The sequence below is a fragment of the Echinicola sediminis genome (genome assembly GCF_054777495.1).
In genome coordinates this window covers 1-13201 of the sequence record NZ_BAAHAP010000120.1, presented here as the reverse complement: position 1 = coordinate 13201, position 13201 = coordinate 1, and the positions used below count along the sequence as shown (strand labels likewise).

General features: G+C 43.9%; 9 protein-coding genes. 3 read left to right on the top strand and 6 right to left on the bottom strand.

The window, feature by feature from the left end; genetic code table 11:
• Positions 1 to 207: 207 nt before the first annotated feature.
• Together ACYVAA_RS20215 and ACYVAA_RS20210 are read left to right on the top strand one after the other, a co-directional pair.
• Entirely contained in the window at positions 208 to 1746 is a 1539-nt protein-coding gene (locus tag ACYVAA_RS20215) for a BCCT family transporter (protein ID WP_460545290.1), read from the top strand.
• Between the two features lie 406 nt (positions 1747 to 2152).
• Complete coding sequence (locus ACYVAA_RS20210) at positions 2153 to 5113, top strand: DNA polymerase III subunit alpha (protein ID WP_460545288.1); 2961 nt, start codon at positions 2153 to 2155, stop codon at positions 5111 to 5113.
• A gap of 143 nt (positions 5114 to 5256) precedes the next feature.
• Here ACYVAA_RS20210 and ACYVAA_RS20205 read toward each other — a convergent pair whose 3' ends face one another.
• Both ACYVAA_RS20205 and ACYVAA_RS20200 read right to left on the bottom strand, forming a co-directional pair.
• Positions 5257 to 6393, bottom strand: a complete 1137-nt coding sequence (locus ACYVAA_RS20205; RefSeq protein ID WP_460545286.1) for a lysophospholipid acyltransferase family protein — start codon at positions 6391 to 6393, stop codon at positions 5257 to 5259.
• Positions 6394 to 6529: 136 nt separating this feature from the next.
• Positions 6530 to 7069 (bottom strand): inorganic diphosphatase, encoded by a 540-nt coding sequence (locus ACYVAA_RS20200; protein ID WP_460545284.1) that lies wholly within the window; start codon positions 7067 to 7069, stop codon positions 6530 to 6532.
• 158 nt (positions 7070 to 7227) lie between these two features.
• Between ACYVAA_RS20200 and ACYVAA_RS20195 the strand changes: the two genes are divergently transcribed.
• Positions 7228 to 7944, top strand: a complete 717-nt coding sequence (locus tag ACYVAA_RS20195) for an SIMPL domain-containing protein (protein ID WP_460545282.1) — start codon at positions 7228 to 7230, stop codon at positions 7942 to 7944.
• A gap of 64 nt (positions 7945 to 8008) precedes the next feature.
• Here the strand turns inward: ACYVAA_RS20195 and ACYVAA_RS20190 are convergent, their stop codons facing one another.
• Genes ACYVAA_RS20190 through ACYVAA_RS20175 form a run of 4 tightly spaced genes read right to left on the bottom strand, consistent with a single transcriptional unit; the run spans position 8009 to position 12928 of the window.
• Positions 8009 to 9094 (bottom strand): ATP-binding protein, encoded by a 1086-nt coding sequence (locus ACYVAA_RS20190; protein ID WP_460545280.1) that lies wholly within the window; start codon positions 9092 to 9094, stop codon positions 8009 to 8011.
• On the bottom strand, positions 9084 to 11234 hold the full coding sequence (locus ACYVAA_RS20185) for a 7TM diverse intracellular signaling domain-containing protein (RefSeq protein WP_460545278.1): 2151 nt from the start codon (positions 11232 to 11234) through the stop codon (positions 9084 to 9086). Before ACYVAA_RS20185 ends, ACYVAA_RS20190 begins: the two co-directional genes overlap by 11 nt.
• A 9-nt stretch (positions 11235 to 11243) precedes the next feature.
• Complete coding sequence (locus ACYVAA_RS20180; RefSeq protein ID WP_460545276.1) at positions 11244 to 11930, bottom strand: hypothetical protein; 687 nt, start codon at positions 11928 to 11930, stop codon at positions 11244 to 11246.
• A gap of 5 nt (positions 11931 to 11935) precedes the next feature.
• The gene (locus ACYVAA_RS20175) at positions 11936 to 12928 is read right to left on the bottom strand and encodes a nitroreductase family protein (RefSeq protein ID WP_460545274.1); all 993 of its coding nucleotides are present in this window, start codon (positions 12926 to 12928) and stop codon (positions 11936 to 11938) included.
• Between the last annotated feature and the right edge of the window lie 273 nt (positions 12929 to 13201).

Here is a 13201-nt window from a genome sequence, read left to right as displayed (position 1 = left end):
GGCACAAAATCAAATTGAGACAAACTGATCGTAATCGAAAACCAATTCACTCAATTTGAAGAAGGCTCCATGGCCTAGATTTTTGGTTCTTTTCATCAATGGAAAAGAACAGAAAGCAATAAGAACCTTATAAGATTTGGTTACGTGCAACATTGCGGATACACAGAATATTTAATTTTAAAGTAATCACTATCAATGCCTAATGGTTTGAAAAGAAGTCGCAGAATATTTCTCAGCCCCGTTAGAAAAAAGGTGTTTTGGCCGCCCTTCGTGCTGATTTCTTTGGCGGTGGCCCTGAGCATCATGGCTCCGGATCTTTTCGAACTGACAATGAAACTAACCAACGGTTTCATCCTGGAGCACTTTTCCCTGTTGTTCTCTTACACAGCTGCGGGCATGGTGCTCTCTTGCATCCTCGTATTGATTTCCCCCCTGGGGAAAATAAAAATCGGTGGAAAAAACGCTCGGCCAAGGTTCAGCAAAAGAAGCTGGTTCTCCATTATACTTTGCACTACAGTGGCGGTAGGAATATTATTTTGGGGCAGTGCAGAACCCCTGTTCCATTTCCTTTACCCACCTGACTTTCAAAAAATCACTACCTCTTCTGACCAAGCTTCAGCCTTCTCCATGGGCGCGATTTTCCTCCACTGGGGATTCACCCCTTATGCCATATACTGTATCCCTGCTTTGGGAATAGCCCTAGCCATCTACAATGCAGATTTAAAGTTCAGTTTGAGCAGTCCATTAGCCCCCATCCTGAACCAGCAATACCGCGCCAAAATCACCCCATTTCTGGACATGATATGCCTCTTTGCCTTGGTCTCCGGCATGGCGGCCTCACTGGGCGCCGGTATACTCAGCATCTCTGGGGGCATACAGGCCCAGTGGACCGACTGGAGCAAGCTATGGCTCACCCCTTTAGTGACCTTAACCATCATCTGCACCTTTATCCTCTCCGCTGCATCCGGCATCGACCAAGGAATCAAAAAGCTCAGCCAGATCAACTTCTTCTTTTTTATCCTCTTCAGCCTTTCCATCCTAATTATTGGCCCTACACTGCCCATCCTCCGGTCCGCCGAAACGGGTGCCACCAATTACCTGGCCAATTTCCTTCCCCTCAGCCTGCAGATGGGGCCCATAAAAAACAGTGAATGGATTCAATCCTGGTCGGTTTTCAACTGGGCAAACTGGATGGCCTGGGCTCCTATCACGGCTTTGTTTTTAGGGAAAATCTCCTACGGAAGAACCGTAAGGGAATTCATTCTTTTCAATTGGGTTTTTCCCGCTCTGTTTTGCCTGACTTGGATGAGCATCTTTGGGGGCAGCACCCTTTTCTTCGCCGAAGGCAATCCCGCTCTTTTCAAAAACCTGCTCGAACATTCGGGACCGGAATCCATCATCTACCAAGTGTTCAAAGACATGGATTTCCCCAACCTACTCGGGCCTGCCTTTATCGTTGCCATGTTTATCAGCTACGTCACCGCTGCCGATTCCAGCACAGAAGCAATGGCCTCCCTCAGCATGAAATCCTTCTCCATAGAAAATTTCGACTCAGATGTTTCGCTGAAAGTAGCTTGGGGAATGCTCGTGGGACTCTTGGCCTGGGTAATGATCACCTTTGCTGGAATCAATGGGGTAAAAATGTTGTCCAACTTAGGCGGCCTCCCCTCTCTTTTGCTACTTATTGGGATTACCATCAGCATAAACCTGCTCATGTGGCAGCCCCACAAATACCTGAAAAAATAATCTTGGTCAACACCGGGAACCGCACTTTATCCGGCCGGTAACACATGAGTGCTGCACCTTGGAACAGCTTGACAGCATTCGTGATAATGAAATCTTCCTCAGAATAAGGCCATAGGACAAGCGGGAACGCATTATTCCAACCAGCCTTAGTGCTCAGCCTCCAAAGACAGGGGGCCGAAAGACCTATTAGCAATTTTATTTTCAGGAAATCCGGGGTAACACCACGAACCTTTCCCTGATACATATCGATTCCCTGATCCATACTCCCTACTGATGAAAGATCATGCAGTGTGAGCAACGGCTTTCCGTCCCCATTCGCAACAAATGTTCACTAAAGAAACATTATATAGTTTATTAAATAAACTTTTTATATTTGTATAACAGTGAAAGCAAGACGCCCTAAGGTATGTTTATCAATTGCCATTCTTATTTCAGCTTCAAATACGGTATCATGTCCATCCAACAGCTGATTGCCAATGCGAGGTCAAAAGGCATAAAAACCTTGGCCTTGACAGACATCAACTGCACGGCGGGCATCTACCCATTTATCAAGGAAGCCAAGGAAGCGGGCATCCACCCTGTCGCAGGGATTGATTTTAGAAATGGCATCCAGCAGCAATACATAGGCCTGGCATTGAACCATCACGGCTTCTTCGAAATGAACCTCCACCTTTCCCTGCACAAAAGAAACAACACCCCTATCCCTGCAAACGCCCCCCAATGGAAAAATGTCGCTGTCATCTATCCTTACCCCAGGCCATTCCACCAGCTGCGGAAAAACGAATACATAGGCATACCTCCTTCCTATATCAAAAAAGCCCTCCGCTCTCCGTGGGCTGCCCTAAAAGAACATTGGGTCCTGCTTCAGCCGGCCACTTTTTATTCTCAGCAATCCTTTAACGTTCACCGGCTTTTACGTTGTATCGAGCTGAACACCCTGCTCAGCAAACTACCAAAATCCGAGCAAGCAGACATCTCAGACAGTTTTTACAGCCTAGGAGATCTGGCCGGACGCTGTGAACAGGAATACTGGCTGCTACAAAACACACAGGAACTGCTTCAGTCCTGCGATTTCTTCCAAGACTATCAACGGGTAGAAAACCGGAAAGGTATTTTGGGGGATAGCAAGAAGGATTTTCAAATGCTCCGCAACGAAACCTATAAAGGCGCTGAACTTCGCTATGGAAAGCCTCTGCCCGAAAGTCACGTTTCAAGAATCGAAAAAGAGCTCGATATCATCAGACTAAAGGAATTTGTTTCCTATTTCCTGATCAATTTCGACATCGTCAACTATGCCCGCCAAAAAGGCTTTTACTATGTGGGCAGGGGCAGCGGGGCCAACAGCATCGTGGCCTACTGTCTCTATATCACCGATGTGGACCCCATAGAATTAGACCTCTACTTCGAACGGTTCATCAACCTCTACCGCTCTTCACCACCTGACTTCGATATTGATTTTTCCTGGAAAGACCGGGATGAAATCATTCAGTACATCTTTGACAAATACAATACCCAGAGGGAGGAACATGTCACACTACTGGCAACACATAATACCTTTCAGGTCAATTCCGCTATCAGGGAGCTGGGCAAAGTCTTCGGCTTGCCCAAAACGGACATTGAAGCCCTTATCAACCATATCGCAAAACCGGGCGGTTATGTACCGGACCACATCGGCCACCTGGTGCTGAAATACAGCCAGCTGCTTCAGGACATGCCCAATCACCTAAGCATCCATGCCGGAGGGATTTTGATTTCCCAACATCCCATTCATTATTATACCGCGACAGATTTGCCACCTAAAGGTTTCCCCATTACCCACTTTGACATGGTCACTGCAGAGGAAATCGGTTTTGCCAAATTTGACATTCTTAGCCAAAGAGGGCTGGGACATATCCGGGACAGCCTGGACATTATCCATCAAAACAGGAGCATTGAAGTGGACATCCACCGTATTGCCGAATTCAAAAAAGACGAAAAAATCAAGGCGCACTTAAGGACAGGCCACACCATGGGAGCCTTTTACGTGGAATCGCCGGCCATGCGCATGCTCCTTGCCAAGCTGGAAGCTGATGAATACCTGGGCCTGGTAGCCGCCAGTTCCATCATCCGCCCCGGCGTAGCGAGATCAGGCATGATGCGGGAGTACATCCTCCGTCACCGCCGACCGGAACTAAGGGAAAGCAGGGCCCACCCCATCCTCTATGACCTGATGCCCGAAACCTATGGAATCATGGTATACCAAGAAGATGTGATCAAAGTAGCCCACTATTTTGCGGGGCTGTCCTTTGACGAAGCAGATGTGCTCAGGAGAGGTATGAGTGGAAAATTCCGCTCCAAGGCGGAATTTCAAAAAGTCAAAGAAAGCTTTTTTGAGAAATCCCTGGAAAAAGGCAGGGATGCACAAATTACCAAAGAAGTCTGGTTCCAAGTGGAAAGTTTTGCGGGCTACTCTTTTGCAAAAGGACACTCTGCCTCCTTTGCCGTGGAGAGCTACCAAAGCCTTTACCTCAAAGCTCACTTTCCCATGGAATTTATGGTGGGTGTGATCAATAATTTTGGAGGCTTCTATCGCACAGAATTTTACATCAAAGAGCTGATCGCCTGCGGAGCGGACGTACAGCTTCCCCATATCAATGAAAGTGACCACCTGACCTGTATCAAAGGCACAACGGTTTACCTGGGCTTCGTGCATTTAAAATACCTCCAAAATGAGATCATAAAGGCCATTTTAAACAACCGTAAACATGAAGGCAGCTTTGCTGATCTCAAAGACTTTATCTCCCGGGTAGCCATCGGCCTGGAGCAGCTGCTGATACTGATCCGAATAGATGCTTTCCGCTTTATTCCTAAAAGCAAGCAGGCACTGCTCTGGGAAGCCCACTTTCTCCTTAACAAGCAGAAAAACACCAGCCACTCCTCCCACCTTTTCCGGCAAACCGGATTCAGAGAGCTTCCGATTCCTCCCTTGGAAAACAGCGATCCCAGACAAGATATTCTTGACCAACTCGAAATCATGGAATTTCCTCTATCGGACCCTTTTCTATTGCTTAAAAACAAAGACATCCCCACCATCAGGGCCAAAGACATCTGCCAATTTGCCGGGAAAAACGTCCAGATTATCGGCTATCTGGTCACCGTAAAATACACCCGTACCGTGAAGGGGGACACCATGAATTTCGGCACTTTTCTGGACAAAGAAGGCTGCTGGATAGATACAGTCCATTTTCCGCCTATCGTCAAAAAATCCCCGCTGACGGGAAGAGGAATCTATCTTCTGAAAGGAAAAGTCACCGAAGAATTCAATTTTTATACATTGGAAATCAGTTCCTGCGAACGACTGCCCTATTGGAACGCCGCAGAGCAATAGGGATTTAACAATAAGGATTCGGCCTGCCTTATCAGGTCAGATCACCGAATCCCTACTTATCAAATCGCAATCAATTTCTTGTTACAAATGGAATCTTCTTTGGAGAGGTTTAATGAATTTGAATTAGGAGAGCAGCTTGTTTATTATGGATTTACCTTAAGTGCTTCCTGATTGGTCACCGGATTGGCATACATGGCCAAAAAGTTTCTTACCGCCAGCTCATCTGACTGGTCCACTCCCTTTCTGAAACGTTCTTCAAACTCCTCCTTCTCCTCTCTGGTATATTCACTTTGGTACTGCCCCCGCTCATAAAGCAGGTCATGGGCAATATAGTTTGTTGGCCACAATCTGTAATTTGAGATGATCTTCTGGTCGATGACATCACACAGTAATTGAAACTGTTTGTTGGGAGAAGCTCCTTCACTGATGATGGAATCAATTTCTTCGTTCAAGGTATGATCTACGTGTATATGGATGCGTTTTTTCTGCCCCATCACACCATTCAATATCGTATTGAAATCCTCATTCTGTCCTTTGACATATTCCTGAGATCTGGCTTTGGCCATCAATTCAGGCATTTTCAGCACATCTGTGGGGTCATATTCATAGGAAATGGAAACCGGTACGATATTCAGACTTTTGAAATAGGCCATTTCGCTCTGGTTCTCCCGAGCCATGGCGATCATCTTCAGCACCCCCTTATGGGTGGCATCATTGCCATCTTTGGTACGTCCTTCACGTTGTGCGATCCAAACTGATCGGTTTTCATGGCTCAACAGCTCTTGAATATAAGCTGACATCAACTTTGAACTTCCCAGTAGTTCCCTTGGAGAGAGGCCTCGCTGCACGATAAAGTTTCTCGTAAGCCTGGACAAAGCCATCAAAAACGGCTTTTTCACCAAATTATCCCCTATCGCAGAAGAGGTCATCATCAGCCCATTATTGAACAAAGCATAATTCAGTAACGAACTATCAAGGATAATATCCCTGTGATTTGATATAAACAGATAGGCTGTGTGCTGGTCCAGCTGCTCAAACCCCGAACATGTAAAATCTCCCGCGCTTTTTTTGAGGACCATGTTGATGGCCGGATAAATGAAGTTTATCTGAAAATCACGGATAGAATGGGTCCTGCTCAATTGCTCCCTCCACTCCCCTTCCTCTGCTTCCGGAAAAGTGAATTTCATGATGGCTTTCATCATGGGATCATCAATCACACTGAGAAGAGCTTGATTGACCTCGGTATCATAATAGGGTCTTATATGATCAAATCTGGACATATACTAGTTATTTGCAAGCTGCAAATTACAAAAAATATGGCGTTGGTAAGCCATTCAGAAAGGCTAAGTTTAGTTTGTCCGCTTGGCTTTTATGGAGAAGACAAAAAAATAAGGCTGCCCGAAAGCAGCCTTATCCTTATTTTTGGTTCCGGAAGTTCTTGTCATAGAGCTCTATACTCTCGTTGACAATCCTCATGGCATCCTCTTTTCCAAGAAAATCTTCTACCTTCACCTCCTTGTTCTCCAGTTTTTTATAATCTTCGAAAAAACGGTGGGTTTCTTTCATCAAATGTGGGGGAAGCTCATCAATATCGTTGATGTAGTTGACTGATTGGTCATCTGCAGCTACTGCGATGATTTTATCATCAGCCTCGCCTCCGTCAATCATCCTCATCACCCCGATCACCTTGGCCTTTACCAAAGTCATGGAAGGGATATCAATCTGGGAAATGATCAAAATGTCTAGGGGATCATGATCTTCACAAAAAGTTTGTGGGATAAAACCATAATTTGCAGGGTAGTGTACTGATGAGAACAAGACCCTATCCAACATCAACATACCCGTCTTCTTGTCCAGCTCATATTTCCCCTTACTCCCTTTTGGGATTTCAATAACGCCCATTACATATTCCGGCGCATCTTTACCTATCTGGACGTCATGCCAAGGATTAATCATATTTAAAACAATTTTATATTCTTGTTAAAACGGTTGGCAAATTACTGCCATTTGTCTAGTTAACAAAGCGAATAAATGAATTTACTGTATTTTTTTTACCCTATATGTTATGATGGCTTGCATTTTGTCGTCCAGAGGGTAAAACATCTACGATTATTATGAAAAGAGTATGCTTAATTTTCTCCTTCTTTTTGATAGGAATTTCAATGGCCCAGGCCCAAAACAACATCACCCCTCATACCATTCAAGTCACCGGAAAAAGTGAAATCCTTATCACACCGGATGAGGCGACTGTTGCTATCCTCGTGCAGACCAAAGCCCTAAAGGCCTCCGATGCCTCCGCCATGCTCAACAAAAAAAGCCATGAACTGGAACAGCTGGTCAAAAAAAGCCGTTTGACCAATTTCAAACTCAGCACCTCCAACTATAATGTCAGCATCAACAGGATTTATCAAAAAGGCAGTTCAAAAGACAGTGGTTATGTGGCTTCCCAAAACCTCAAAATCACGTTAAATAATCCCCAGAAAGACCTGGTTCAGCTGATAGAACAATTGAACAAAAACGAGGAAATCACTTACCATGTCGCCTTTCAGGTTTCTGATGAAATGCAAGCCGCTTATGAAAAACAATTGCTGACAGAGGCGCTCAATGATGCCCATGAAAAAGCAGCACTCATAGCCGAAACCATGGAACTCGAAAAAATCAAGGTCTACACTATCAATTATACTTCTACCCAAGGAGGCTTCCCTCGCCCCATGCAGATGGAATATATGAGAGCCCAAAAAAGTATGGCCGATGCCCCCTCTCCTGTATTCTCCCCAGAAGAACAAACGCTTTCAGATGAGGTCCAGGTCACTTTTGTCTTTACCAACTAAAAAAACGGCGGCTGTTTAATTTACAGCCGCCGTTTTTTACTTTTTTTTACAGAAGTACTCCTTCTTAAAGGGACGGTATAGTAATCTTAAAAGTGGTTCCAACTCCCACTGCTGAAATCAATTCTATTTCCCCTTTGAGCTGCTCTACAGATTCTTTCACCATGTAAAGTCCAATCCCTGAACCTACATTTTTCTGGGTGGCCCGGTGAAACAGATCAAACACCTCTTCCTGGTACTTATCTTCTATCCCGATCCCGTTGTCAGTCACATCGATGACCGACTTTCCATCTTTTACCTGTATGTCGATCTTAATGAATTTATTGTCCTCTTCTTCGTTTTGGAACTTGAAGGCATTACCGAAAAGGTTGTTAAAAATCACCCTGAGCTTCCCTTCATCCGAATGAAACGCCTCTTCTTGCTGAGTATTGATTTCCACCTGCACCTCACTAAGGTCCCATTTGTTCCTATACGCTTCATACTGCTGTTCCAGCAGCTCATTAAAATCAATTGAGGTAACTACATTGTCTATCTTGGTTGACCGGTAAAAATCGAGCATTTTATAGATAAAATCATCCAGCTTTACCGTAGCGGAATCTATCATTTCAAAATACTCCAATATGGTCCTGTCGTGGAATTCCATCTTTGCCAGTTTCGACACGCCGGAAATACTCATCAGCGGCCCCCTTAGCTCATGGGACAGACTGTATACAAACTGGTTCATTTCAGAATGCATTTTCTCCAAGCGCTTATTCTTCTCTTTCAGCTCTTGGCGGGTAAAGTATATATCAGCGGCATTTTTGATAGCGTTTTTAATCTGCTCAATATTCCAGGGCTTGTCTATAAAACGGTAGACCTCGCCTTTATTGATGGCGTCTATCACACTGGCAATATCTGAATAACCTGTCAACAAAATCCGAATGGGATCCGGTTTGATTTTCACAAGTTTTTCAAAAAATTCAACCCCGGTCATCCCGGGCATCCTTTGATCCGCAATGACCACATGCAGTTCGTTCCCTCTGGCAATCTCCAACCCCTCTTCAGCATTTATTGCAGTATATACCTTAAAATCCCTTCTTAAACTGGCCTTGAACGAGTTCAGATTATTATCCTCGTCGTCTAGATACAAAACATGTATTTTATTATTGCTCATTGGTCGGTGCATTTTGATATATCGGCAATTTAATCACAAATTTAGTTCCTTGACCTTGGGTAGAAAAAACATCCAGCTTCCCATGGTGGTTTTCTATGATTTTATAAACAATTGACAGGCCCAATCCGGTACCTTTCCCCACGGCTTTAGTAGTAAAAAACGGTTCAAAAATCCTTTCTCTTATGTGCTCAGGCATACCCGGCCCGTTATCCTCGATCTCTATGGTCACCTCCCCATGATCAACAGAAGTCCCTACCCTAATTTCCGGGGATGGATTGTCATTCCCCTGCTCAGCCAAGGCTTGGATCGCATTACTGATGATGTTCATAAACACCTGGTTGAGCTTTCCGGCCAAACACTCCACCATAGGGAGTTCGCTGTATTCTTTCTTCACCTCGATCCTCCCCATATTACTGTTCAGCAAGACCAGGGTACTGTTGATCCCATCATGCAGGTCCACTTTTTTGACATCCTGCTCATCGACCCTGGAAAACAACCGCAAGCCTTTCACGATCTCCACCGTTCTCTTGGCGCCGTCTTCCATTCCACGTAGCAGAAGCCCGATTTCTTCCAAAAGGTAATCATACTCTAAATCCTCCTCCAAATCTTTCAGTTCTTTTTTTGAAGCTTCGGAAAATTCTTCTTCTCCCTTTGCCCGATAAGCGGCCACAATTTCCAAAAGATCGTTCATGTCCCTTTTCAATGGAGACATATTGGAACTTACAAAGTTTATGGGGTTATTGATTTCATGGGCTATCCCAGCTGTAAGCTGTCCTAAAGAAGCCATTTTTTCCTGATTTACCAACTGAGTCTGGGTATTTTGAAGGTTTTTCAATGTTTGCTCCAGCTCCACTGTACGTAACTTAACTTTCTCCTCCAAAATAACATTCTGTTCCTTGATCAGTCTCTCGTTTTCCCGAATGGCATTAAGGGTCTTTTGCTGCTCAGTTTCTTTTTCCTTTTTGAGGATATTAATCCTGTTGGCCAGTGCCAGGGAAAGCAATACCGCCTCCAAAGCAGTGCCGATCAGCATGGGAAAGCTTGCCAAATCCTGAAAGAAAGCGACGCCGAGATTTTTCAATACAAATATCACCACGCCGACCAAAAAAAACGACCAGGCGATCAGGAAATAAACTGCAGGTTTATAGCCTTTGAGGGCAGTGGAAAGACCCGACCAGAAAAAGAAAACCGCCACCAGCATACCGGCCAAATCGGTCAGTCGGTAACTCACTTCAATCAAGGACAAAAACCTTGTGATCAATACCAAGGCATAGAGAACGCCTATAAACAGGAGCACCTTATCCAATCGGGGAACAAACTTCCTGGTCTTTAAAAATACCCGGATGAAAGTAACCGCAAATAAGCCTGACATGCCCGAAAAAACGATGATACTTTTTTCGTAATACTCATAATTGGACTTAAAAACCATTGCAGAGAGGTACCCCGTCAATGAAAGTTGAGCCAAAGAAATAAACAAGGTGTACAAACAATAGATGAGATAAACCTTATCGTTAACAGAAAAATACAATATCAAATTGTAAAAAAACAGGGCCAACATAATCCCTATATAGATATTGAAAAGCACGTTTCGATCCATATTGAACTCACGAAACACCTGCTCTTCATAAACAGACACTTCAAACGTCAGCGGTTCGGAAGAATAAAGCTTGAATACGAAGTCACCGGTACCGATCTCATCAATGATAAAAGTTGGGGTAAAATTCCCGTCCAGAGTAGTCTCTTTATTGATCAAAGCAGTCCCTTCTTTTCCCCGTGACAAATACCTTCCTTCCTGATCTCTTTGATAAAGCTCCAAAAACCGAATTGTTGGATTCTTCACTTCCAACACCACCCTTCCCTCAGTGGGAACATCATAGCTGCTCAGATCAACCCCTACATAAACAGTATCCTTATTCATTCCCAAATCCAACATGATTTGGCCTTCAAACTCCTCTTTGACACTAAAAGTCTCTAAATCCTCCCCTTCCTTTTCCAAAACAGTATACCGGTCAACCTTTGTTTCAAAAAGATCACCCTTTTGGCCATCGCCAGAGCATGCACTTACGGCCAACAAAAGCAATGAAAAACACAAAAAGTATAACGTCTTATTAACCGAGGGAGATATTTTCGACTGTTTCATGAATTTCCTCTAAATTTTTAAATCATATATAATTGTAAAATCGCCTTTTTGACTTGTCTCATCCGCACAATGCCTAGGGTTGTCCCTAAGGTACAAAATCTTCTCTCTCTCCTCACATACCGCATTGGGCAATGTGTTGAGGTCTTCAATATCCAATATGGTAGCGATCAGCCCTTCTTTGGGATAAAGAAAAGTCCCGTTATCTCCTAGCCCGTCAATAACCCTAAACCCTAATTTCTGGCAATTCCCCACCGTAAAAGGAGAACAAAAGCCCATCAAGCACTTCAATCCCAATAGCGATGCTACAGCTACGCCAGAGCGGATCAAAAAAATGCTCCCGATTCCATACCCCGCAATCTCCTTTGAATTCCATACCCCACATAGCTCAGCAACCTCAAGTTCACTAAAGTGAGACATATGCTTAATGATCCTCGTATCTTTTTCGATAATGGCCGGCTCCAATGGCAACGGGTACTTTTCGCTTTTCAGCTGAACCCGTCCTCCCCCAAACACCTTGGACCCATCTTCGGATTCGACCACCAGAAGATATACATTTGGATTCTCTACCCATGACCTATCTGCCGAAGTAACTTTGGTTACCCCGTAAGCCTCTAATACGGAAAAGTGGCCATCAATATATTTATTTGTAGTGGTAGTATCACAAACGGCTCTGACTGCTCTTATCCTAACCCTCATTAATACTACCTATTTATTTCGTCTAAATCAACATAAAACCTGTTTGATGGGAGCTTTTGCTTGAGCAGGATCATTCTGGCATAATGCGCTCCCATTGCCCCGCCCATAATGACAGATGATGCCAATTGCGGCCAAGTGGTGATCGTTTTTCCTATTTCATCCATGCTCATCCTCAACCTTTCTGACAACTGGTCAAAATCCAATATCGACAATAAAAACTCCCTGTAATGCGTCTCTAACTTTGACAACAGTTCATTTTCTTCTCCGAATTTTGACAGCATGCCATGGAAGATCGGCCGTTCAGGCTCCTGGTCAAATCTTTCTATATCCATTAATCCCCGGTCACTCGTATCCATTATCACGGGGATATTCAACGATTTTGCCTTAAGTCTACTCGCTATTTTTATCGGCAAACTATCACATTCTTCGACCAACAGATCCAAGGCTCCACCTTTTTCAAAAAAATCGTCCATGGTACCTTCCGTGATGCCCTCATCATAAATTACTACTTTTAAAAAGGGGTCAATCTCGGCTATTTCCCTCGCCACTACCCAAACCTTTTTCAGCCCCAGGCTGTACACCCCGGTACGGATGCGGTTCATGTTGCTCAGGTCCAAGGTATCAAAATCAGCTATGCGCAATTCCCCGAAGGTTCTTTCCATGGCTAAACTTAAGGCCACACTCTGCCCAACAGACAAACCAATTATACCTATTTTCTTGGTATTCAAAAGATCTTGCTCCTCTTGGGTGATTTTATATCGGTTGCGAGAGGTCCTCACCTTGACAAAATCCTCTTCATCAAGTATACGGACGAGCTGTCTTCTCCAACTGAAGTAAACCCAGTTGCCATAAAGGTCCCGTGGGTTTTCGGAATAAAATCCTTCTATTTTGTCTTGCAGCTCTTTTTCAGTAAATTTTCTTTGGGGGTGATTTATTCTGATCAGTTCTCCAACTTGAGCATCCAATTCATCCACTTTTTCAGTAGATGAATCGTCCATCAATTTGCTTAAGAATTCTGATTGATCATCTTTGCAATTAACTGAAAGAACCAAAGGTTGATAACGAATATCAACACCTTCTAAATTATATGAAATCATTAATTTTTATTGTAGTATTTAACTGCAATTTGTGTAAAGTGATTAAGCAGATGCGGTAATTAAATGGAAAGTTAAAAAAAACACTTGATAAAATTGCTAAATTAAACAATAGATATATTTAAATTAGGTACATACGACCAATATCCATGTATATTTGTAGGGTTGTATGATACA